18 protein-coding genes are annotated in these 23,533 nt (G+C 68.1%); 4 read left to right on the plus strand and 14 right to left on the minus strand.

What is annotated here, in order from left to right; genetic code table 11:
- Positions 1-33 precede the first annotated feature (33 nt).
- Both KSS95_RS17895 and KSS95_RS17900 read right to left on the minus strand, forming a co-directional pair.
- A complete protein-coding gene (locus KSS95_RS17895; protein WP_217848393.1) occupies positions 34-927 on the minus strand; it encodes a VOC family protein in 894 nt (297 codons plus the stop codon).
- Entirely contained in the window at positions 927-1,970 is a 1,044-nt protein-coding gene (locus KSS95_RS17900) for a methyltransferase (protein WP_217848394.1), read from the minus strand. Before KSS95_RS17900 ends, KSS95_RS17895 begins: the two co-directional genes overlap by 1 nt.
- Before the next feature lie 313 nt (positions 1,971-2,283).
- On the opposite strand from KSS95_RS17900, the gene KSS95_RS17905 reads away from it, so the two are divergent.
- Positions 2,284-2,928, plus strand: coding sequence for a helix-turn-helix transcriptional regulator (locus KSS95_RS17905; protein WP_217848395.1), 645 nt, complete (start codon positions 2,284-2,286; stop codon positions 2,926-2,928).
- A gap of 14 nt (positions 2,929-2,942) precedes the next feature.
- Here the strand turns inward: KSS95_RS17905 and KSS95_RS17910 are convergent, their stop codons facing one another.
- From KSS95_RS17910 to KSS95_RS17930, 5 genes are all read right to left on the minus strand, one after another.
- Entirely contained in the window at positions 2,943-4,337 is a 1,395-nt protein-coding gene (locus KSS95_RS17910; protein WP_217848396.1) for an efflux transporter outer membrane subunit, read from the minus strand.
- Positions 4,334-7,417, minus strand: coding sequence for a MexW/MexI family multidrug efflux RND transporter permease subunit (locus KSS95_RS17915; RefSeq protein WP_217848397.1), 3,084 nt, complete (start codon positions 7,415-7,417; stop codon positions 4,334-4,336). The genes KSS95_RS17910 and KSS95_RS17915 overlap by 4 nt, the downstream gene beginning before the upstream one ends.
- A gap of 18 nt (positions 7,418-7,435) precedes the next feature.
- Positions 7,436-8,530, minus strand: coding sequence for an efflux RND transporter periplasmic adaptor subunit (locus KSS95_RS17920; protein ID WP_217848398.1), 1,095 nt, complete (start codon positions 8,528-8,530; stop codon positions 7,436-7,438).
- 14 nt (positions 8,531-8,544) lie between these two features.
- Positions 8,545-9,030 (minus strand): DUF2165 family protein, encoded by a 486-nt coding sequence (locus KSS95_RS17925; protein WP_217848399.1) that lies wholly within the window; start codon positions 9,028-9,030, stop codon positions 8,545-8,547.
- A 251-nt stretch (positions 9,031-9,281) separates the two neighbouring features.
- Positions 9,282-10,169, minus strand: a complete 888-nt coding sequence (locus KSS95_RS17930; protein ID WP_217848400.1) for an EamA family transporter — start codon at positions 10,167-10,169, stop codon at positions 9,282-9,284.
- A 250-nt stretch (positions 10,170-10,419) separates the two neighbouring features.
- Between KSS95_RS17930 and KSS95_RS17935 the strand changes: the two genes are divergently transcribed.
- The 3 genes from KSS95_RS17935 (at position 10,420) to KSS95_RS17945 (ending at position 14,686) form a co-directional block, all read left to right on the plus strand.
- The gene (locus KSS95_RS17935) at positions 10,420-11,817 is read left to right on the plus strand and encodes a purine-cytosine permease family protein (RefSeq protein WP_217848401.1); all 1,398 of its coding nucleotides are present in this window, start codon (positions 10,420-10,422) and stop codon (positions 11,815-11,817) included.
- Between the two features lie 245 nt (positions 11,818-12,062).
- A complete protein-coding gene (locus KSS95_RS17940) occupies positions 12,063-14,183 on the plus strand; it encodes a TonB-dependent receptor (RefSeq protein WP_217848402.1) in 2,121 nt (706 codons plus the stop codon).
- A 251-nt stretch (positions 14,184-14,434) separates the two neighbouring features.
- The gene (locus KSS95_RS17945) at positions 14,435-14,686 is read left to right on the plus strand and encodes a hypothetical protein (protein ID WP_217848403.1); all 252 of its coding nucleotides are present in this window, start codon (positions 14,435-14,437) and stop codon (positions 14,684-14,686) included.
- Between the two features lie 9 nt (positions 14,687-14,695).
- Here the strand turns inward: KSS95_RS17945 and KSS95_RS17950 are convergent, their stop codons facing one another.
- The 7 genes from KSS95_RS17950 to KSS95_RS17980 form a co-directional block, all read right to left on the minus strand.
- Entirely contained in the window at positions 14,696-15,706 is a 1,011-nt protein-coding gene (locus KSS95_RS17950; RefSeq protein ID WP_217848404.1) for a DUF2955 domain-containing protein, read from the minus strand.
- Complete coding sequence (locus KSS95_RS17955) at positions 15,696-16,775, minus strand: HlyD family secretion protein (protein ID WP_225935524.1); 1,080 nt, start codon at positions 16,773-16,775, stop codon at positions 15,696-15,698. Before KSS95_RS17955 ends, KSS95_RS17950 begins: the two co-directional genes overlap by 11 nt.
- Complete coding sequence (locus KSS95_RS17960; RefSeq protein WP_217854019.1) at positions 16,772-18,268, minus strand: efflux transporter outer membrane subunit; 1,497 nt, start codon at positions 18,266-18,268, stop codon at positions 16,772-16,774. Before KSS95_RS17960 ends, KSS95_RS17955 begins: the two co-directional genes overlap by 4 nt.
- Positions 18,269-18,281: 13 nt before the next feature.
- Positions 18,282-19,379, minus strand: a complete 1,098-nt coding sequence (locus tag KSS95_RS17965; protein WP_217848406.1) for an AI-2E family transporter — start codon at positions 19,377-19,379, stop codon at positions 18,282-18,284.
- A 26-nt stretch (positions 19,380-19,405) separates the two neighbouring features.
- On the minus strand, positions 19,406-21,130 hold the full coding sequence (locus KSS95_RS17970; RefSeq protein WP_217848407.1) for a monovalent cation:proton antiporter-2 (CPA2) family protein: 1,725 nt from the start codon (positions 21,128-21,130) through the stop codon (positions 19,406-19,408).
- 69 nt (positions 21,131-21,199) lie between these two features.
- On the minus strand, positions 21,200-22,090 hold the full coding sequence (locus KSS95_RS17975; protein ID WP_217848409.1) for a DUF2950 domain-containing protein: 891 nt from the start codon (positions 22,088-22,090) through the stop codon (positions 21,200-21,202).
- Positions 22,087-23,439: a DUF3300 domain-containing protein gene (locus KSS95_RS17980; RefSeq protein ID WP_217848411.1), complete on the minus strand. Its 1,353-nt coding sequence runs from the start codon at positions 23,437-23,439 to the stop codon at positions 22,087-22,089. Before KSS95_RS17980 ends, KSS95_RS17975 begins: the two co-directional genes overlap by 4 nt.
- Positions 23,440-23,533 lie beyond the last annotated feature (94 nt).

Below are 23,533 nucleotides of genomic sequence, written 5' to 3' on the forward strand. Positions count from 1 at the left end.
CCGCGCGCCGCGGCAGGGTGTGGCGAGCTGGGATCAGAGGCGATCGGTGAGCAACCGCGGGTTGCTTTCGATCATCTCCACTTCGGCGCTGTAGACCTCGATGACCAGGCCGTCCGGGTCTTCGAAATACACTGCGCTGCGCACCTGGTCCGGGCCATGGTGGTAGCCCGGGGCCGGGCCGTTGCCCTTGACCAGCTTGATGCTGCCGGCGGCCGTGACCTGCTCGGCGATCCGCCGCACATCCTCGGGCAGCGCGCGGATGCCGATGTGGTAGCCGGCCGGGTAGCTGAACGCCTCGCTCTGCTCGATGAAGAAATCGAAGCCGTTAAGCTCCATCACCGCCTTGCGGGGGCCGAGGTTGTAGCAGTAGTTGGCGCCGAGGATGTCGGCGTAGAACGCCTTGGAGGCTTCCAGGTCGCGGGTGAGGATGTTGACGTGGTTCATCTCCGGGCGCTGCTTGGCCCGGGCCGCCTCGTCCAGCCCCAGGCCGTCGAGGGAGCGCCACAGCTTGCTGGCCGCGGCGAACTTGGCGAAGCCCGGCAACCAGGCCTTGATCACCTGCGCTGGCGCCTGGCCGCTGGCGATATCCAGCGCATAGGGATAGAGGAAGCCCTGGCTGGCCTGCTGCCACTGGGCGAGCACGCCGCTGGCCGATGGCAGTTGCGCCAGCGTGCCCTGCACGCGAATCAGCACCAGGGCGGTGTTGTGGCACAGCCCGCGGGCCTCGTTGAGCACGTTGCCCAGCGCCGCTGGCGGCGTCGCGCTGTCGAGCAGCAGGCAGACCGCATCCACCGGCCCCTGGCCTGTTGCCTGCTGGCTGACCTGTAGGCTGAAGCCCGCCGCCGCCGCCGCGCTGCCCAGGCTGTCGAGGGCCTGGGCCGCCGCCTCGCCCAGCGGCGCGGCATGCAATGCCAATAGACGCAGCATCAGGCAGCCCTCCGTCCGACCAGCAGGATGTAGCGGCCGATCGGCTCCTGCTCCACCGCCAGCCCCGCCGAAGCCATGCTGTCGATCAGGTAGCGGGTCGAGTGCAGCTCGCCGTTGACGGTGTTGAGCATCATGTGCAGGGAGAAGTCGGCCGACAGTGCCGGATGGATTTCGTCGTCCTCCAGCGCCATGCTCAGCACCAGCAGCGCGCCGCCGGCCTCGACCATGCCGGCGGCGCCGGCGATCAGGGTGCGCACCTGCTCACGGGTGAAATAGTGCAGGCAGTCGTTGAGCATCACCACGTCGGCGCGCTCGCCCTGGTACTGGGCCAGGTCCAGCAGGTTGCGCGCATGGAAACCCAGGCGCTGGTCGAGCTGGTACTTGGCGAAGGTGGTGGCGGCGGCCTCGCGGGTCGGCTCCAGGTCCCAGACTTCGCCCTTGACCTGCGGGTGGCGGCTGGCGATCTCGGCCAGGTAGGTGCCGTGGCCGCCGGCCAGGTCGATCACCCGCCGCGCCTTGTCGAACAAGGGCAGGTCGCGCAGCACATCGACCATCGGCTGGCTGAAGCGGACCATGGCGTCGTTGAACGCATCGCGCGCCGCCAGGTCGTGCTTGAAGCGGTTTTCCTGCTGGAAGTCCAGCGACTCGCGGCTGCGCAGCACCTCGCCCAGGCGTGGCCAGTTGTGCCATTGCAGGCGCTGGTGGTCGATGATCGGGCCAATGAACTCGGCGCTGTCGCTGACCAGGAAGCGCTGGCTCAACGGCAGGTTCTCGTAGCCTTGCGCGCTGCGCTTGAGCAGGCCCATGGCGACCAGCGCGTTGAGGAAGATCCGCCCCTTATTCGGCACCCAGCCCAGCGCATCGCTCAACGCCTGGGCCGCGATTGGCTGGCGGGTGTGGTCGAACACGCGCTGGGCCAACGCCGAATGCAGAATGGCGGATTGACGGTACTGATCGGACAGTTTCACCAGGTCGACCACGCCCTGCAGGCTGCTCACCTCGTCGGCGTGCTCGTAGATGGTCACGGGTTTCTGGGCATTCATGCACTCACGTCCCTGTCGAATTATTGGAGTAGGACCTGCGCCCGGCCGTTGGCCAGCCAAGGAATTCCACGAACTTGCACGCAACCCTCCCTGGGACCGGCAAGCACAGGCTCCGCAAAACAGCCTAGACGTGAGTCAAAGAAATACAACCAAAAACTTTTATATTTTTATCGAATATAAAATTAACTATCGATACTGGTTTTCTGGGCACCTATCCACACGAATACAGGCTATCCTTCGCCCACTTGCCTGCGCAAAGGATGGCCCAGAAGAGTGCCCGACCCGCTCATTCACCCCCGGTTTGCAACGCTCCATGACCTCGAACTCCGTTGACCCGAACTGCACCACCGACCGCATCCTGTTCCTGCTCAAGACCCGCGGGCCGCTCAAGACCGCCGATCTTGCCCAACTGCTCGGCATTACCTTCGAAGCCACTCGCCAACAGGTGCAGAAGCTGCAAGCCACGGCGCTGATCAGCGGCATCAGCGTGCCGGCCAAGGGGGCTGGCCGCCCCTCGCAGAAATGGACGCTGACCGCCACGGCCCAGCGGCGCTTTCCCGATTCCCACAGCGTGTTGACCCTGCAACTGATCGAAAGCGTCGAGCAGGTGTTCGGCAGCGACGGCGTCGACCGCCTAATCAGCCGCATGGAAGACAGCAACAGCCGCGAGTACCAACAGGCCTGCGGCGACGCCGAAACCTTGGAAGACAAGGTGCGCATCCTGGTGCAACTGCGCGAACGGGCCGGCTACATGGCCGAGATGCAGGCCGATGGCGCGGCCTGGCTGATCGTCGAGAACCACTGCCCGATCTGCATCGCCGCGACCCGCTGCCAGGGGTTTTGCCGCAGCGAGCTGCAGGTGTTCCAGGCGGCGATCGGCGAGCAGGCCACGGTCGAGCGCTGCGAGCACCTGATCTCTGGAGATCGCCGCTGTGTCTACCGGATTTCGCCGAAGTAGGCTGGAGGGTTCGCCTACCCCCCCTCACTCCCCCACCCCAGCGCCTTGTACAACGCAATCGCATCCAGGTACGAAGCGGTCTCCGCCTCAGCCACCTCGCGCTTGATGGCGAACAACGCGCGCTGGTTCTCAAGCACCGCCAGGTAAGTCCCCGCCCCGCGCCGATAACGCTTGTTGGCAATGTCGATGGCTTCGCTGCCATGCCCGGCGGACGCCACCAGGCTTTGTAGCCGCGACTGGTTGCGCACCAGTTGCGTCACCGCGTTCTCCACCTCTTCACGGGCCAGCAGCACGGTCTGCTCATAGCGTGCCCGCGTGCCATCGGCCAATGCCTCGCGCGCGCGCAACCGAGCCCGGGCATTGCCCAGGCGCAGGGCCGGCCAGGTGACCAGCGGCGCCAGTTCGTAGGCCCTGGCGGCACTGCCCAGGTCGCCGCTGCGCAAGGCGAAGAAGCCGATGAAGCCGCCCAGGTCCAGGCGCGGGTACAGCTCGGCGGTGGCCGCGCCAACCTCCTCGGTGCTGGCGGCCAGCTCACGCTCGGCACTGACCACGTCCGGGCGCTGGCCGATCAGCGCATCGACATCGCCCAACGGCAGTTGCCGCGCCAGCGGTGGCAGGAACGCCGCATCGGCCTGGGCCTGGGCCTGGCTGCCGGGGACTGCGCCGGTGAGCACATCGAGGCGGTAGCTGGCCTGCTGGATCGCCGCCTGCAACGGCGGCACCGCCGCCTCGCTGAGCAGCAAATTGGCGTGGGCATTCTGCTGGTCCTCGTACTGGCCGCTGCCGGCACGCACCTGGGCCGTGGTCAGCTGCAAGGTTTCGCGCCAGGCCTCGACCTGGTCCTCGGCCACGGTAAGGCTGCGCTTGAGCCCAAGCCTGAGGTAGTAATTGCGCGCCACCTCTGCGGCAATGCTCAAGCGGGCCTGCTGCAAGTCGGCCGCCGCCGCGTCGGCGCGGGCCTCGGCGGCGTCCGTCAGGCGTTGCAGGCGGCCAAACAGGTCGACCTCCCACTGCACGTCGAAGCCGGCGCGGTACTGCTCGCTGCGCATGCGCCGCGGGTCGCTGCCATCGGCCGGTTGCTGCTGTTGCAGGCTCTGGTTGTAGCCGGCCCGGGCAGTAACCCAGGGATAACGGTCGAGGCTGCGGTCGTCGAACAGCGCCCGCGCCGCCAGCAGGTTGGCGTGGGCCTGGCGGATGTCGTGGTTATGGGCCAGGGCCTGGTCCACCAGGCGGACCAGCTGCGGGTCGTCGAAGAACCGCCACCACTGCGCCGGCAGCTCGCCGCGCGCGGCGAACGCGGCCCTTTGCGGGCTGTGCACGCCGCTGGCGGCAAGCTCCGGCTTGCGATAATCCGGGCCGACGCTACAGGCGCCCAGCGCCAGCAATGCAATAGGCAACAGGCGCTTCATGGCTGGCGCTCCAAGGTTTCGGCCAGCGACCGGGAACGCGGCGAGCGCTCCGTGCTGGCGTGGTCGCGGGCAAGCAGGCTGTAGATGGTCGGCAGCACGAACAGGGTGAACAAGGTGCCCACCAGCATCCCGGTGACGATCACCACTCCCAGCCCGAAACGGCTGGCGGCCCCGGCGCCGGAGGCGAACAGCAGCGGGATCAGCCCCACCACCATGGCCGCCGTGGTCATCAGGATCGGCCGCAAGCGGATCTGCGCCGCCTGGCCGATGGCCGCGCGGCGGTCCAGGTGCTGCTCGGCCTGCAAGGTGTTGGCGAACTCGACCATGAGGATGCCGTGCTTGCTGATCAAGCCGATCAGGGTTACCAGGCCGATCTGGGTATAGATGTTCACCGTGGCCACCCCCAGGGCCAGGGGCAGCAGCGCACCGCTGATCGACAACGGCACGGTGATCAGGATGATCAGCGGGTCGACCAGGCTCTCGTACTGCGCCGCCAGCACCAGGTAGATCACCACCACCGCGGCAAGGAACGCCAGCATCAGCGCGTTGCCCTCCTGCTGGTACTGGCGCGCGTCGGACTGCCAGTCGATGCTGAAGCCCGCCGGCAGTTGCGCGGCCACCTGCTCGAGGAAGGCCACGGTGTCGCCCAGGGTCACGCCAGCGGCGGGGATGGCCTGGAAGGTCGCGGCGTTCTGCTGGTTGAACTGGGTCAGGCGGTTGGGTTCGACCTGCTCGCTGACCTGCACCACGGTGGACAACGGCACCAGCCGGCCCTCCTCGCTACGCACGTACTGGCGGGTCAGGGCCTGCGGGGTCAGGCGCTGGTCACGCGGGCTCTGGGCGATCACGTCGTAGGAGCGGCCATCGAGGCCAAAGCGGTTGAGGTAGTTCTCGCCCACCAGCACCGCCAGCGACTCGCCGATATCCTGCATGCGGATGCCCATGCTGTTGGCCTTGGCCCGGTCGACGCGCACCTGCACCACCGGGTTGTTGTAGTCCAGATCGCTGTCGACCACGGCGAACAGGCCGCTCTGGCGCGCCTTGGCCTTGACCTGCTCCATGGTGTCGAACAGCACGCGGTAGTCCTGGGAGCTGCGCAGCACCATCTGCACCGGCAGCCCGCCGGTGGAGCCCGGCAACGCCGGCAGCTGGAAGGCGAAGATGCTGGTGCCCTCGACATCGTTCACCGCCGCCTGCAACTCGAGCTGGATCTGCGACGCATTGCGTTCGCGCTCGTTCCAAGGCTGCAGGTTGATGCCGCCGATACCCGAGGCGATGCCGTCGCTGCCGTTGATGATCCAGGTGCTGACAGTCTCCGGCAGGGTGCGGTAGACCGCGTCGAGCTTGTCGGCGAAGCGTTCGACATAGGCCAGGTTGGCGTGCTGCGGGGCCTTGATCGCGGTCAGCAGGCCGGCCTGGTCCTCGGTCGGGGCCAGTTCGCGCTGGGGCAGGCTGTACAACAACGGCAGGCTGACCAGCACCAGCAGGGCGAAGCCGACGCTGATCCAGCGGTGCTTCAGGGAAAAACCCAGCACATGGGCGTAGCGCCCGGCCAGCCATTCGAAGAAGCGGTTGGCGGCATGGGCCATGCGCCCCTCGGACTGACGGGCGTCGAGCAGGAACGAGCTCATCACCGGCGACAGGGTCAGCGCCACCACCCCAGAGACCACCACCGCCCCGGCCAGGGTCAGGGCGAATTCGCGAAACAGCGCGCCGGTCAGCCCGCCCATCATGCCGATCGGCGCATACACCGCCGCCAGGGTGATGGTCATGGCGATCACCGGCCCGGCCACCTCGCGGGCGCCGATCAGCGCCGCGGCCACCGGCGTGCGCCCCTCCTCGATATGGCGGTGCACGTTTTCCACCACGACGATGGCATCGTCCACCACCAGCCCCACCGCCAGTACCATGGCCAGCAGCGTCAGCAGGTTGATGCTGAAGCCGAACGCCAGCATCAGCGCCGCGGCGCCGAGCATCGACAGCGGGATGGTCACCACCGGGATCAGCACCGTGCGCAGCGAGCCCAGGCACAGGTAGATCACCACCACCACGATCAGCAGTGCCTCGAGCAAGGTCTTGCTCACCTCGTCGATCGACGCCTGGATGAAGCGCGCGGTCTCGAAGGCCAGCTCGGCCTTGGTGTCCGGCGGCAGGGTCTGGCGAATCTGCGGCAGCAGCTGGCGGATGCCGTCGACGATCACCAGCGGGTTGCCGCCGGGGGTGGCGAACAGCCCCAGGTGCACCGCCGACACGCCGTCCATGCTGGCGCTGGTCTCGGCCGAGGCGGCGCCGAGCTCGACGGTGCCGATGTCGCGGATGCGCACCAGGCCGTTGCCGTCGTTGCGGATCACCAGCTCGCGGAAATCGCCGACCGAGGTCAGGTCGGTGTCGACGCGGATATTGGCGATCACGTACTGGCCCTTCACCTTGCCGGGGGCGGCCTGGTAGTTGTTGCGCCGCACCGCCTCGGCCACATCGGCCGCGGTCAGGCCGCGGGCGGCCAGGCGCGCCGGGTCGATCCACAACCGCATGGACAGGGTCTGGCCGCCGAACACCTGGACCTTGGCCACGCCCTCGATGGTGCTCAACAAGGGTTCGACCACCCGGGTGAGGTAGTCGGTCATCGCCGGAATCGGCAGGCTCGGGCTGGCGAAGCCGATATAGGCCACCGCCGTCGACTCGCCGGCGGAGCGTTCGATCACCGGGTCATAGGCCCGCTCCGGCAGGCGATAGCGCACCTGGTTGACCTTGGCCATCACCTCGGTCAGCGCCTGGGTGGAGTCACGGTTGAGTTCCATGCGCACGGTCACCAGGCTGCGGCCCTGCACCGAGGACGACGACAGGTAGTCGATGCCCTCCACCGAGGACACCGCCTGGGCGATCGGCTGGGTGACGAAGCCCTGCATCAGCTCGGCGGGGGCGCCGGGGTATTCGGTGGTGACGGTGATGGTCGAGCTTTCCAGCAACGGGTACTGGCGGATCGGCAATTGCAGCAGCGACAGCAACCCCAGCAGCAGGATCAGGGTGCTGACCACCAGCGCCAGCACAGGCCGGCGCACGAACAGGTCGGTGAATGTCATGGCGGGTTCTCGCGCGAATCAGGCGCCGCTGGGCGGGGTCTGCAGGGTGTCTTCGGTGGCTTGCACGGCGGTGCCGTCGATCAGGCGCAACTGCCCGGAGACCACCACCTGGTCGTCCTCGCGCAGGCCCTGCTCGATCACTACCCGACCGCCCTGGCGCTCGCCAGTGCGCACCGAGACGCGTTGCACCACCAGGGCATCGGCGCCGGCATCGTGGCGGGCGACGAACACCGTGTCGCCATAGGCGGTATAGGCCACCGCGGTTTCCGGCACGCTGAGCACCTGGCCGACCTCGGGGCTGGCGACCTCGACGCTGGCGTACATGCCAGCGGCCAGGCGCGCGTCGGGGTTGGCCAGGGTCGCCTGGACCTGCACCGTGCGCGAACGCCCGATCAGCGGGTCGATGGCGCTGATGCGCGCGCTGAACACGGTGTCGGGGAAGGCATCGAGACGCACCTGCACCGGTTGGCCGGGGCGCAGGCGGGCGCTGAGCTGCTCCTCGAGGGAGAAGTTGACGTACAGGCTGCGGGTATCGATGAGGCTGACCACCGGATCGCCGACGTTCAGGTACTGGCCCTGGTTGACCCGGCGGATGCCCAGGCGCCCGTCGAACGGCGCGCGCACGGTCTTCTGGGCGATCACCGCCTCGGTGCGGGCCAGCTCGCCCTGGGCCATGTCGCGGGCGGCCAGGGCGTTGTCCAGCTGCTCCTGGGTGGCGGCGTTCTCGCGCAGCAGGTCCTTGACCCGGCGGTGGTTGGTGCGCGCGTTGTCCAGCTGGGCCTTCAGGCGCAGGCGCTCGGCCTGCTCCGGGGCATCGTTGAGGGTGATCAGCACATCGCCCTTGCGCACCTTTTGCCCGGAGCTGAAGTTGATCGCCGTGACCCGCCCGCCAATTTCGGCGGAGACCAGTACCTGGTGCACCGCCTCCAGCTCGCCGACCCCGGCGAAGGAGCGGTTTTCCGGGCCTTTGTGCACGCGGGCCAAGGCCACCTTGACCAACTGCCGCGGCGCCGCCGCCGTGGCCTGGGCTTGACCGGCATGCTGCCAGGCCAGGCCAGCGGCGCTGAGCAGGGCCAGCGCCAGGGCGCTGCCGAGTATCGCTTTGCTGTTCATTGCGCGCCCTCCCCTCAGGCCCAGTTCAGGTTGAACAGGCAGAACGCCAGGGTCGCCCACAGCACCAGCACCAGGTGGGTCAGTTGCAGGCCTTCCTGGCGGATCCAGTAGCCGAACCACAGGCCGCCGAGCAGCATGGCGAAGGTGAAGGCGAGCATGGCGGCGAGTGCCAGGTTCAGCCAGGCCCGGGCCATCAGCGGGTCCTGGGCGATGACCAGGCCGTAGCTGCCGACCCAGGCCGACAGGCTGGCGACGACCTGCAGCAGGACAATCACCAGCAGCGCGGCGCGGGCCAGGGCAGGCGACTGGCAGGCGCGGCGCAACAGGGGGAAGTCGATGGCGGGCGGTTGGCGCAGTGGCGCCATGGCCAGGGTGGCACCGATGGCGCCGACGGAGCTGGAAAACGCCTGCAGGTTGTTCAATACCGCGATGCTCAGCCACAGCGCCAGGCCCACGGCCTGGATGGCCTGGAACAGCCACAGGGAGGTGTGCAAATCCATATCAACGTCCGTATCGATGGCCTGGTTCGGGGTGCCCAGGCAATTACACAAGAAAACGCTTGGATATTAGAGGCAGCCTTGCCGATACACAAGCGCTGCTATTACGGGCGCGTGGGGTGGAAGGGGCGTTGATGTGGGTCAGGGTTGGAAAGGGTCAGGGCGGGCGGGTGTTCGACGCGGCCTGTTCTGCGCCCGGGAGATCGAGCGCCGCGCGGGCGGCGCTCGGTCTAATAGGCGCTACACCTCTGACGTCAAGCCCCCTGAACGGCGCGCAACCTTTGTCCCAACCGCCCCCCAAACACATTGATCAGCAAGCCGAGCATCACCAGCAGCGCGCCCCAGCCCTGCACCTCGGTCAGCCGCTCGCCCAGCAACAACGCCGACGAACTCAAGCCAATCACCGGCACCAGCAATGAAAACGGCGCCACCTTGCCCGCCGGGTGACGCGACAGCAGCGTGCTCCACAGGCTATAGCCCACCATGGTGGCGACAAAGGCCAGGTACGCCAGGGCCAGCACCGAACTCCAGCCAATATTGGCCAGCGCCTGGCCAATCCGCTCGGGCCCCTCCAGCCACCAGGACAGGGCCAGAAACGGCAACGGTGGAATCAACCCGCCCCAGATCACCAAGGCCACCAGGTCGACCTGGCCAAAGCGTCGGGTGATGATGTTGCCCATGCCCCACATGGCCCCCGCGCACAGCGTCAACAGCAAGGCAATCAACGGCACATGCCCGCTGTCCTCGCTGCCGATCACAGCAAGCCCTGCGGCCGCCACCAGCAGGCCCAGGACACTGGCCAGGCGCAGCCGCTCGCCGAGGAACAGCGCGGCAAAACCGAGGGTGAAGAAGGCCTGGGACTGCAGCACCAGCGACGCCAGCCCCGGCGGCATGCCGCTGTACATGGCCTGGAAGAGGAAGGCGAACTGCCCCAGCGAGATGCAGGCGCCGTAGGCGATCAGCCAGCGCCACGGCAGGTTCGGTCGGCGCACCAGGAACACCGCCGGAAAGGCCACCAACAAGAAGCGCAAGGCCCCCAGCAGCATCGGTGGCAGGCCATCGAGGCCGACCTTGATCACCACGAAATTGACGCCCCAGGCGATGATCACCACCAGGGCGATCAGCAGGTCCTTGAGTGGCATGGCACGCATTCCTTCTACCGGCTTGTTTTAGTCATATTTAGTTACAGCATAAGGTTATTCCGTCGTCCCGAACCAGCACAGTTAGGCGCCAGGCTTGCGCAACAGTGGGCTGTGTGATGCCGCTGGCGATAGCCTAAGGCTTCACTTGACCTGACTTGTATATACATGCTCATATCAGGTCACGGCCGTCCGCCTGTGTCCCGCCGACCGCCGCCGCCCTCACAAAAACAACGAAGCGGAGCCCTCCCCGATGTCCAGCAAACCTGTGATCGAGCGCCGCTCGATCGACTACATCCCGGAATCCGAACGCCATGGACGCGTGTACAGCCAGTTCACCCTGTGGCTGGGTGCCAACCTGCAGATCACCGCGATCGTCACCGGCGCCCTGGCCGTGGTGCTCGGCGGCGATGTGTTCTGGTCGCTGATCGGCCTGTTCATCGGGCAACTGGTCGGCGGCGCGGTGATGGCCCTGCATGCCGCCCAGGGGCCACGCCTGGGGCTGCCGCAGATGATCTCCAGCCGCGTGCAGTTCGGTGTGTATGGCGCCGCCATTCCCATGGCCCTGGTGTGCCTGATGTACCTGGGCTTCACCGCCACCGGCACGGTGCTTTCCGGCCAGGCCATCGGCCAGTTGCTGAGCATCAGCGACAGCGCCGGCATCCTGATCTTCGCCGGGGTGATCGTGCTGGCGACCCTGGCCGGCTACCGGGTGATCCACTGGATCGGCCGCCTGGCCAGCGTGCTGGGCATCATCGCCTTCGTCTACCTGTTCAGCCGCATCCTGCTGCTGGCCGACATCGGCCAGTTGCTCGACAACCGCCATTTCAGCTGGGCCAGCTTCCTGCTGGCGGTGTCGCTGGCCGCCTCCTGGCAGATCGCCTTCGGCCCCTACGTGGCCGACTACTCGCGCTACCTGCCGAGCCACACCTCGCCGCTCAAGACCTTTCTCGCCGCAGGCCTGGGTTCGGTGCTCGGCGCCCAGGCATCGATGATCCTCGGTGTGTTCGCCGCGGCGATCGCCGGCGGCCAGTTCTCCGGGCGCGAAGTGGCCTACATCGTCGGCCTTGGTGGCGCCGGCACCACGGCGGCGCTGCTGTACTTCAGCATTGCCTTCGGCAAGGTGACGATTTCCACCCTCAACAGCTACGGCAGCTTCATGTGCATCGCCACCATCATCAGCGGGTTCCGCGGCCACGTGCAGATCAGCCGGGTGCAGCGCCTGGTGTTCGTGCTCGGCATCGTCGGCGCGGCCACGCTGGTGGCGCTGCTGGGCCAGCACTCGTTCCTCAGCGCGTTCAAGTCGTTCATCCTGTTCCTGCTGACGTTCTTCGTGCCGTGGAGCGCGGTGAACCTGGTGGACTACTACTTCATCACCAAGGAACGCTATGACATCCCGGCGCTGGCCGACCCTGACGGGCGCTATGGGCGCTGGAACTGGCCGGGTATTGGCGTGTACACCTTTGGCGTGCTGGTGCAGATGCCGTTCATCGATACCAAGCTGTACACCGGGCCGCTGGTTGCGCACCTGGGCGGGGTGGATGTGTCCTGGCTGATCGGGTTGGTGGTGCCGAGCGTGCTGTATTACTGCGTGGCACGCGGACGCGCGGCCCAGGCACCGGCGCGCATCGTGCTGCCGGAAGGAAACTGAGGCAGGGGGATCGCGACTACCTGGCGTGGTGTTTTATGAAACACCACGCCAGGGTTCGTCGAAAACGCCGGCGCGCGCTCTTCTGCTCGCTCCGACCCGAATCCTCCTGGGCTGCGCAGAAAACATTCATTTGAATACTTTTTAAGCCCTGAAAATATTTTTCCAAATGTATCGCCTTTACACTTGCTTTACATTTGCGAACCATTACCATTCGCGACCTCACAACAACAAATGAGTCGCATTCCATGGCAAAAAAGTCTGTTGCCCCGGCATCCCTGTCGATGCTGGGCCTGCTGGTGGTGCCTGCCGTCCATGCTGAAAGCCAAGCCCCGCTCGCCCTCCCCGCGACCTCGGTGACCAGCGCCTACGAACAGCAAAGCTACAAGGCCAGCGAGAGCAAGAGCGCACTGAAGATCGACGCGCCGCTGCGCGATATCCCGCAGACCGTCAACGTGGTGCCCGAAAGCGTGATCAAGGATCAGGGCGCCCAATCCATGGAAGAGGTACTCAAGAACGTGCCCGGCGTCGGCCTGTCCAACGGCGACGGCCAACGCGACCAGGTGACCATCCGCGGCTTCAGCGCCATTGGCGACATGTACGTCGATGGCATCCGCGACGACGCCCTGTACTTTCGCGACCTGTCCAACGTCGAGCGGGTCGAGGTGATCAAGGGCCCGGCCGCCGTCCTCTATGGCCGGGGCTCGTCGGGCGGGCTGATCAACAGCATCAGCAAGAAACCGGGCTTCGCGCCCAAGCAGGAGGTGGGCATGACCTTCGACACCGAGGGCAAGCGCCGCACCCAGTTCGACAGCGGCTGGGCCGACCCGCAAGGCAACCACGCCTACCGTGTCACCGGCGCCTTCGAAGACAGCGACACCTTCCGCGACGACGGCTACATCGACCGCAAGGCCATCGCCCCGTCGGCTTACTTCAAGCTGTCCGACGACCTGGAACTGAACCTCGGCGCCACCTACCTGTACGACAAGCGCCTGATCGACTTCGGCATCCCGGCCCTGGGCAACCGCCCGGTGGACGTCAGCCGCGACAAACGCTTCGGCTCGGGCAACGCCTCCCAGGACTACGCCCGCAGCGAGGTGTTCTCGTTCACCGCCAGCCTCGACTACCGCATCAACGACGATTTCACCCTGAGCAACACCAGCCGCTACTACCGCTACGACCTGGACCGCAACAACACCCTGGCCGACAGCAGCCCGACCCGCTTCGTCACCGCGGCCAACGGCGAGCTGCTGGTCAAGCTCAACCGTGGCAACGTCGCGCGCGACGAGTCCGGGGTGTTCAACCAGACCGAGCTCAAGCAGCGCGCGGAACTGGCCGGCATGCAGCACAACCTGCTGTACGGCGTGGAGGTCGGCTTCCAGGACAAGTACCAGCGCGTCTACAGCCAGAACAACGTGGCCCGCGTGCCGGTCTACCGCGACGCCCTGGTGGCGGTGCCGGAGCATGCCGCCAGCCTGTCGTCCAATGGCAGCAACTACCAGCAGACCAGCGGTTTCTACGTGCAGGACCTGATCGAGTTGAGCCCGCAATGGAAGGCCTTGCTGGGGGTGCGCTACGACATCTTCGGCCAGCAATACAACGACGCGCGGGTGCAGAACGTCGATCTCGACCGCACCGACAAGACCTGGAGCCCGCGCGTGGGCCTGGTCTACCAACCGGACCAGGTGCAGTCGTACTACGTGTCGGTCAGCCGCAGCTACCAGCCGTCGGGCGAGGTATTCGCCGTGTCGCCGACAAACGCCGGCCTGGAGCCCGAGGAAACCACCAACTACGAGGTGGGCGCCAAGTGGGACCTGCTCGACAGCCGCCTGGCCTTGACCGCCGCGGTGTTCCGCCTGGAACGCACCAACATGAAGACCGCCGACCCGGCCAACCCCAACCTCACGGTGCTGGCCGGCGAGCAGCGCACCGACGGTTTCGAGGCCACCCTCAGCGGGCAGTTGAGCGACAAGTGGCAGATCTATGCCGGCTATGCCTTCCTCGACGCCGAGATCACCAAGTCCAACAGCAAGACCAACGGCGTGGCCAACGAGGGCCAGGTACCGACCCTGACACCGCGCAACAGCGCCAACGTCTGGCTGGTGCGCACCCTCACCCCTGAATGGCGCGTGGCCGCGGGCGCCAACTATGTGGACGCGCGCTACACCGCGCTGGACAACCAGGTGGTGATGCCCGGCTACACCACGTTCGATGCCGCGTTGCTGTACGGCGTGGAGCACTGGGACGCGGCGTTGCGCCTGAAGAACGCCTTCGATCGCGACTACTATGCCTCGGCCCATGGCTCGGTGGATTTGATCACCCCCGGCGCCCCGCGGACCCTCGAGGCCAGCGTGAACTACCGGTTCTAAGCCACTGCGCAGCATGGCACCGGCTGCGCCGGTGTTCGCCGGCAAGGCCGGCTCCTACCGCGACCGCGCCGTCCCGCGGCCTGTAGGCGCCAGCCTTGCTGGCGAAGCAGGCACCGCGGGACATCGCGCTGACGCTTTCACGCCCAGCTCGATAGTCACTATCAAGCACAGCAATTTCTCATGCTTGGTCCTGGGCACTAACCTGGGTTCATCGATTCGGCCCCTGAATCCCGAACCCCGGAAGCATCCCGATGAATACCAGCGCCCGCCTGATGCTTGCTGCCCTGACCGCACTCGGCATTGCCGTGCTCAGTGGCTGTGCCAACCACCCCGAACTGCGCCCCTACAGCGCCGAGGAAAGCCGCCAGCTGCAGCTTGAAGCCCTGCAGCGCCAGGGGTTGAGCCTGCAAGCGTATGAACAGCGTCGGCTGGCCTTGTTGCGCGCGGAGCAGCCACAAGAGGTGACAGACATCCCGGCGAATGCGCGCTCGACGCGCGGCTGAGCGCAACTGTCAAACCCCCACCCCCCGCCTACGCCCATCGATCCACACCAACATCACACTGGCATACAACGACACCAGCACGAACAACCCCAGCCGCACGGCAAACGCGCGATACACATCCTGCCCCGCCAGGCTGTCCTGCACCGACTGCCCGAGCAGAATCAACAAGGTCGTCAGGCAACTGACCCAGTACGCCGGGCTGTGCCGGGTCGCCACCAGCCGTTGCAGGCGCCGCGCCTGCCACAGCGCAGCCAGCAGCACCCAGAGAAACAGCATCCACAGGTGCACGAACAGGCTCAATGCCCCCCACAGCAGCATCGCCAGGACCCCGGCCAGCAGCGTCGAGCCCACCAGTTCGCGGGCCGCCTGCCGCGCCTCGGTGCCATCGGCCTGCTGCCCCAGGCTCACCGCCTTCATGATCAGCGGCATGAAGCGATCCGGCGCCACCAGCGCCAGCAGGAACGCCGGCATCACGATCAAGGTGGCGCGCAAGGCAATCCAACCGGCGTCCGCCACCACGCTGGGCGCCTGGGCGGGCGCGGGGGCATGCGCAGGTTCCGGGCACAGCCCGTGGGCCACGGCGGTGCACAGCACCGCCAGCAACATGCCCTTGGCCATGGCCTCGACCACCGACAACGCCAACTCGAAATCGCGGGTGCCTGCGCCAGCAACCAAGGTCAGGCCAATCACCAGCAGGTTGGCCAGCAAACCGTTGCCACCGCGCTGGGCATAGCGAAACACCCAGAACAGCCCCAACGCCACCAGCAGCACACCGGTCAGCGGCGCATGGCGCAGCAGCGGGATCAGCAGCAGGCCACTGCCGCAGCTCAACAGCACCAGCACCGCCAGCACCGGCGCCAGGCGCAACGGCAAGGCCGCCGTGCGCATGGCCAGCAACAGCACGCACAGCACCGGCGCCAGGATCGGTACCGGCAAGCCGATGCCGAAGCTCGCCGCCAGGCTCAGCGCCGCGCCCCAGGCCAAGCGCCAGGCCCGCCGCCGGCGCAGCTCAATAGGCATAAGACAGCCAGCTCATCACGGCCATGAACAACCGCCCCAGCAGGTTCAGCGGGTTGCCCTGCCCCGGCAGCGCCATCACCTCGGCCTGGCCCCCGACCCGCAACTGCGAGGCCTCCAGCGCCTGGTCCGGGTCGAGTTCGACGATCACCGGGAAGCGCTGCGCCGAGCGCAGCCACTCCCGACTGTTCTGCACCGTTGGCAGTTGCCCTGGCGGCGGCGCCTGGCCGGTGCTGACAGCCTGGCCGATGCTGCGGATGCGTCCGCGCCACACCTCTCCAGGCAGGCCGTCGAGCACCACCAGCACCGGCGTGCCGCTGCGCAGGCGGCCGAGGTTGTTTTCGGTCATGTCGGCACTGATCCACAGGTCATGGGTGGCAACCAGGGTCAGCACCGGGCTGCCGGCACCGACGTAGTGGCCGACATCCACCCGCAGGTCGGTGATGCGCCCGTCGGCATCGGCGCGCACCTGGGTCCGCGCCAGGTCCAGGCGGGCCTTCTCCAGGTTGGCCGCGGCGCTGCGCAGTTGGGCGTTGTCGTCGCTGCTGCCGCCCTCCTGCTCCTTGGCCCGCTCGACTTCGGCGCGGGCCGCGGCGACCTGGCTGCGCGCCTGCTCGTAGCTGGCCTGGGCACCTTCCAGGCGGCGCACCGACACCGTGCCTGGATCCTCCTGATACAACCGCCGCAGGCGCTCGGCATCCTGGCGGGCCTTGCGCGCATTGGCCTCGGCCGCCGCCAGCGCGGCCTGGGCCGAGTCGATACCGGCACTGTGGGCGCCCACCTGGCGCCGCGCCGCCTCGTAGTCGGCCTCGGCCCGGGCCAGGGCGATGCGGTACTGCGCCGGGTCCAGCTCGAACAGCAGCTCACCGCGCCGCACCGGCTGGTTGTTGCCCACCGCCACCCGTCGCACCTGCCCAGCCACCTCGGCGCTCACCGCCACCACATAGGCCTGCAGGCGCGCCTGCTGGGTATAGGGGGTGAAGCGGTCGGCCAGCAGGTACCAGAGCAGGCTCACGGCAATCACCAGGAGGATCCAGCGCATGCCCCGGTCGGGGGCTTGGGCTTGAGTCATTCGCGCTCACCTTGTTCATCGAGCAGCTCGCCCCAGTCGGTGCGTCGCTGCATCTGTTCCCGGGTTGGCCGGTCGATGGCCGCGGCCTGGCGCTGCCAGCCGCCGCCGAGGGCCTTGTACAAGGCCACCAGGCTGCTGACCGCGTTGCCACGGCTGACCAGGTAGCCGTCCTGTTGCTGCAACAGCAACTGCTGGGCATCGAGCACCCGCTGGAAATCGGCGAAGCCCTCGCGGTACTGCGCGCTGGCCAGCGCCAGCGAACGTTGCGCGGCCTGGGATGCCTGGTCGCGAATGGCCGCGCTCTGCAAGGCACGCACCAGGCCGCTGGCGGCGTCGTCGGCCTCGCGCGCGGCGTCGCGCACCTGCTGGTGGTACAGGGTCAGCAACTGCTGCAGGCGCGCGTCCTCGACCCGCACGGCGTTCTTGCGCCGGCCATGGTCGAACGGGTTCCACAGCAGCGCGGGCCCCGCGGCGATATCGAAGCTGTCGGGCAGCCGACTGGACGACACCAGGCTCCAGCCCAGGCTGCCGAGCAGGCTCAGTTGCGGGTACAGATCGGCCTCGGCCACCCCGACCAGCGCCGACTGCGCCGCCACCGCCTGCTCGGCGGCGCGGATGTCCGGGCGCCGGCGCAGCAGCTCGGCGGGCACCTCGCGCAGCACCGCGCGATCCGGCAGCGGCAGTTGCCCATGGCCTGCGGCCAGCTCCGGCAGCGCGCCGGGCGGGCGTCCGAGCAAGGCGCACAGTGTGTTGCGCAAGGTGTTGAGCTGGTTCTCGAACTCAGGGATGGTCGCCTCGGTGGCCAACAGCTGGGTGCGCGCCTGCTGCCAGTCGAGCTCGTCGTTCTCGCCGTGCCGGAACAGCCGCTCGGTGATCTGCAGGCTGCGCGCCTGGCGCCGGGCGTTGTCGCGGGCGATGTCCAGCCGCGCCTCGGCGGTACGCAGGCCGAAATAGGTGTCGGCCACCTGTGCGCGCAGCAGCACCAGGGCATCGGCATGGTTGGCCCGGGAGGCGAAATAGGCCGCGTCGGCCGCCTCGATGGCGCGGCTGAAGCGGCCCCAGAAGTCGATTTCCCAGGCAACCTCGAAGCCCAGGCTCGACTGCCAGAACACCGAGTCGCGGGCGCTCGGGCTAGCGGACTGGTCCTGCTTGAGATACAGGCTCTGGGCGCGCAATTGCTGCAACTGCGGGTAGCGCCCGGCCTGCACGATGGCCAGTTGCGCGCGCGCCTCGGCGATGCGTAACCCGGCCACCTGCAGGTCGCCGTTATGGGCATCGGCCTCGGCAATCAGCGCATCGAGGGTCGGGTCGGCGAACGACGCCCACCACTGGCGCAGGTCGACAGCGCCGCGGGCGGTGGCCTGGGCCAGCAGCGGGGTATGCCAGCCGGCCAGCCACGGGTCCTGCGGCGGGGTGAAATCCGGGCCGACCTGGGTGCAACCGGCAAGCATCGCCAACAGGCTCAGCGCCCCGCGGCGCGTCGATCCGCCCATGGCCGCGGCGGGCTCACGCCGCCGGCCCATCGGGGCGCTCGGGCACCTGCTGGTCGACCCACTGCCAGAACAGGTTGTAGGTCACCGCCAGGATCACCGGGCCGAGGAACAAGCCAATGACGCCCTTGGCCACCATGCCGCCGAGGGCGCCGATCAGCACCACCGGCATCGGCACATCCACCCCGCGCCCCAGCAACAGCGGCTTGAGCACGTTGTCGGCCAGGCCGGCGACGAAGGTATACACGGCAAACAGGATGGTCATGGCAGTGAAGCCCTCGGTGCTGAACACATAGGCGATCACCGGCAGGGTGACCAGGGTCGCCGGCGCCTGGGCGATGCCCAGCATGAGGACGACGATGGCCAGCATGCCCGCCCCCGGCACGCCCTTGAGCACGAAACCGACGCCGATCAGCAGCATCTGGATGAAAGCGATGCCGATCACCCCCTGGGCCACGGCGCGGATGGTCGCGGTGCACAGCTGGGCGATCGGCTTGCCGCGCGCCTCGCCCGACACACGCATGGCGATGCGCTGGGCCGCCCGCTGGCCCTGCTCGCCGAAGGCCATGATCACCCCGGACACCAGGACCGCGCCAATGAACAGCAAGAAGGCGCCGCCGGCACTGGCGGCGGCGCCCAGCACCACGCGCCCGGCGCCCTTGAGGTCGGGCAGGTAGTGGTTGAGCACCCCGCTCAGGCTCTGCGACGCGGCCAGCCACAGAGCATGCAGCTTCGCCCCGAGCAGCGGCCAGCCGGCCACCGCGTCCGGCGGTGGCGGCACGCGCCAGGCACCGCTCTTGAGCAACCCGACCAGGCTTTCCAGCGACTCGCCGATCGACGCCACCACCAGGTAGATCGGCACCAGCAGCACCACCAGCACCAGTACCACCAGCAGCGTCGCCGCATGCCCCTGGCGCAGGCGCGTCGTGCGCAGCAGGCGGCGCTGCAAGGGGTACAGGGTGACCGCCAGGATCACCGCCCAGAGCATCAGCTCGAGGAACGGCTGGAACACCTGGTAGGCGAAGATCACCAGCGCGGCCACCAGCCCCGCCTTGATCAATACATCGAGCAGCCCCCGCGACAGGACGCTGTCCAGCTTGAAACCCGACTGCATGCTCCACCTCCGCGATTGTGCAAACCCTACTGGCGGTCCCCCGCCGACGGCCCATCCTCGTCGGGCAGGCGCCCCTGGCGGTGCTGCGCCAGCAGCCCGGCGCGCTCCTGCTGCTGGTAACCCTGCAGCCAGGCCGCCGCCTGCGCCTCGCTGCGCCCCAGCACGATCAAGGCCCGCCGCGCCATTTCCAGGCTGGAGTGGAAGGTCTCGCGCACCGGGCTCACCCCTAGTTCGAGCAAGCGCAGCACATCGCGGTGGTCGCGGGCCGCGGCGATCACCGGCAGTTGCGGGTACAGCTGCGCCAGCACATCGACAGTCTTCTGGTTGGCCTGGGCGTCGTCGCCGGCGACGATCACCAGCGCGGCCTCGCCGACCTTGGCCGCACGCAACACCTCCGAGCGCGACGGATCGCCGTAGTACAGATCGGCGGCGCCACGCGCCAAGGTCCGTGGCGAGGCATCCAGGGCCACCAGGCGGATGCCCTCGGCCCGCAGCATGCGCGCGATGGCCCGCCCCAGGCGGCCCATGCCAGCGATGACCACCTGCGCCGCTTCCTCCACCTCGGGGATCTGCCCGGGCGCGGCCTGTGGCGCAGGGCGCAGTTGCCGGGCCAGGGCCATCATCACCAGCGGCACCACCGCCATCGACAGGGTGATGGCCAGCACCAGCAGGTCGTGCAGTTGCTGGGCCAGCACCTGGTGCTGCAACGCCAGCTTGAACACCACGAAGGCGAACTCGCCGCCAGAGGCCAGCACCACCGCCAGGCACAGTGCCTGGGCGCGGTCCAGGCCTGCAGCCAGGCGGCCCAGGCCGAACAGCAACGGCAGCTTGATGCCCACCAGCAGCAGGGTCAGCCCCAGCACCTGCAGCGGCATGCCCAGCAACAGGCGCAAGTCGACGGCCATGCCCACGCCGACGAAGAACAGCCCCAGCAACAGCCCTTTGAGCGGTTCGATCTGCGACTCCAGCTCGTGGCGGAACTCCGACTCGGCCATCAGCACCCCGGCGAGGAACGCACCCAGGGCCATCGACACACCGACATGCTCCATCACCCACGCCGTGCCCAATACCACCAGCAGCGCCGTGGCCGTGGACAGTTCAGGCAGGCCGCAGCCGACGGTCCAGCGGAACACCGGGCGCAGCAGGTAGCGGCCAGCGACGATCACCACGGCAAGCCCCAGCACCACTGCCAGCACCGGCCAGGCGCCCTCGTCCGCGGTGCTGACGCTGCCGCCGAGCAACGGCACCACGGCGATCAAGGGGATTGCGGCGATGTCCTGGAACAGCAAGATGGCCACCGCCAGGCGGCCATGGGCCTTGCCCAGTTCCTTGCGCTCGGCCAGCACCTGCAAGCCGAAGGCAGTGGACGACAACGCCAGGCCCAGGCCGAGCACAGTGGCGCTGGCCGGCGCCTGGTCGAACAGCAGCCAGGCCAGCCCCCCCAGCACCAGGGCGGTCAGGCCCACCTGCAGCGAACCGATGCCGAACAGCGCCCGGCGCAAGGTCCACAGCCTGCGCGGCGACAGTTCCAGGCCGATGACGAACAGCAGCATCACCACACCCATCTCCGACAGCCGCGCGACGTTGTCGGGGTTGTCGATCAGGCCCAGCAGCGCGGGGCCGATCAGGATGCCGGCGAACAGGTAGCCCGGCACCGCGCCCAGTTTCAGGCGCTGGGCCAGCGGCACCAGGACCACCACCGCCAGCAAAAATACCACCGTGGCCTGCAACAGGCTGCCGTCATGGGGCATAGCGTCTCCACGTCATCGGGTATTGCCGGGGGCGCGTTGCGCCCGTTTTCGCGGCCCAAGGCTGCGCCTCTACTCGGTGCCGAGCGCCACCGCCTGCCAGCTGCTGTCCGGGTCGAAGCGCTGCATCGCCCGGGCCGCCTGCTCGCCGTCGGGGCCGAGGTCCTTTTCGAACACCTGCCCTTCGTGGCTGATCATGAAGCTCATCACCCCGCTGTCGGCGTAACGCGCAGGCCAGGCGACCAGGGCGAAACCACGCACCATGCGCGCGCCGATCAGGTAGTCGTAGGCGCCACCGGGCGCCGAAGGGCCCTGGGCGTCGAGGATGCGAAAGTGATAGCCGTACCAGTCGTCACCGCCCTTCTCCTCGCCGAACAACGGGCCCAGCGGGCTGATCTGGCCATCGCGCTCATCGGCCCAGTACAGGCCGTCATGCTCGCCGGGGGTGCTGAAGATTCGCCGGGCATACTCCAGGGCGCCATTGCCGTTGCGATCCTGGCTGGCGTACTCCATTTGCGCGTCGTGGTAGGCGAGCAGCGACTGCAGCACCGCCAGCTCGTTGCTGCCGATGCGCCGGGCGCGGATCTCGGCGCTGCCGGCCTTGAGGTCGAAATGCCAACCGTTGGTGCCCTGGCTCAGGGGAATGGGCAGCGTCCACCGCTCGTGGCCCACCGCCAGCAGCGCGCGATGCTCACCGCTCAGTTGCAGGCGATGCTGTTCGCGGTACTGCGCCAGGAAGCTATCGACATCGCGGCGCTGCACGCCGCCTCGGGGGATATAGGTGCGCCAGTCATCGCCCAGCAACTGGCTGAAGCGCGCCTCGTCGGGCGGCTCGGTGGCCAGCGCGGCGACGAAGGCCTCGACCGCCTGGCCGGGGCTGGCGAACATTTCCTGCGCCGGCAACAGGCTTGGCCAGGCCAGGCCTGCCGCCAGCAACCAGACGATCGGTAGGTGGTTGTTCATCGACGGCCTCCTCCCCGTTGGCGCATGCCCGCCCCTGACGGCCGCGACACCGGCTGCCCCATCGCCCGTGAGGGCGTGGCGCGCTGGGCGAAGGCCTGGCTGCTGCGGCCACGGTTGGCCTGGGCGCGGCTGCCGGCCGGCGCACGCACGCCCGCGAAGGCATTGTTGCGCGCCCGCCCGGCATTCTGGCGTTGCTGGGCCAGCGGCTGGCGAGCCTGGCCATCGCGCGGCCCCCGTTGGCCCGGCCGCTGCGCCGCCCTTGGGTTGTCGCGCTCGGCCTGGGCCTGGCGCACCCGGTCGCGGGCCTGCAGGTTGCTGGTGGCGGGCCGTTCGAGGCCATGCCGGTCCATGGAGTCCAGGGCCTGCTGCCGGGCCCGGGCGCGCTGGGCATCGTCGCCACGATAGGCCGCGCGCTGGCGCGCTCCGTCGAGCTGGCGGCCGTACTGCGCGCGGCTGCGGGCATCGCGATAGGGCACGCCGTCGCGGTGCACGGCGTTGTGCTGCCATTTGTTCTGGGTGTTGCCGATGCGGTTGTTGGCGTTGATGTTGTTGTAGCGGTTGACGTCGATGTCGATGTCGTTGTCATGCCAGTCGCAGTTGCCCCACAGCGATCCGATGATCGCCACCCCCGTGCCGAACGCCAGCCCGGCCAACAGCGCCGACCCCGGGTAATAGGCCGGCGGCGGCGGATAGTAGGCCGGTGGCGAGGCCGGATAGGACCAGGTGCCGTAAACCGTGGTCGGGTTATAGGCCGGGACGTAGACCGTCTGCGGGTCGGCGGGCTGGATGATGATGGTCGAGTTGCTGGCCGCCGGCGGTGGCTGGGTGGTGGCCGGTGGCGGCGCCTGCACGGTGACGTTCTGGTACTGGTTGCTTTGCAGGTTGCCGGCGACCTGGGCCTTGTGGCGCAGGCGCTGCACCGCGTTCATCAGGTCGTCCGGCTGGGCCAGGAAGGCATCGCCCAGGCGCTGTACCCAGACCGGGTCCTGGGCGAGCAGGGCCAGCACCTGGGGAAACGCCACCAGCGCCTGCACGCTGGGGTCCCAGGGTTGCCCGGCGACCTGCTTGACCGCGGCGTCGCCCTTGGCGTCGGGGTTGGCCTTGGACCATTTGGCCGCCTCGGCGACCTCGCCTGGGTAGGTGCTGGCCATCAGCACCTGGGCCAGCAAGGGGTCGGGATAGAGCGCGACGGGCGCGGCCATCTGGTCGAGTTGCGCCTGGTCGAACACGCGCTCCTCGGTGCTGGCCGCCTCGGGGCCGGGCGGCCCTGGGTCTGGGGTTTGCGCCAGCACGGGCGCTCCCTGCAGAAACAGCATCACTGCCAGAACGCATGAGAGTCGCGTGCGCATGCGCACCTCCCGATAGAGTCGTACCGCGCGATGAGGGTTTAGCCTGGGAGGTGAACGCTGGACAGCGAGCGACGGATTTCAGCCTCGGTGCTGA

This window comes from Pseudomonas muyukensis (genome assembly GCF_019139535.1).
Lineage (GTDB): Bacteria > Pseudomonadota > Gammaproteobacteria > Pseudomonadales > Pseudomonadaceae > Aquipseudomonas > Aquipseudomonas muyukensis.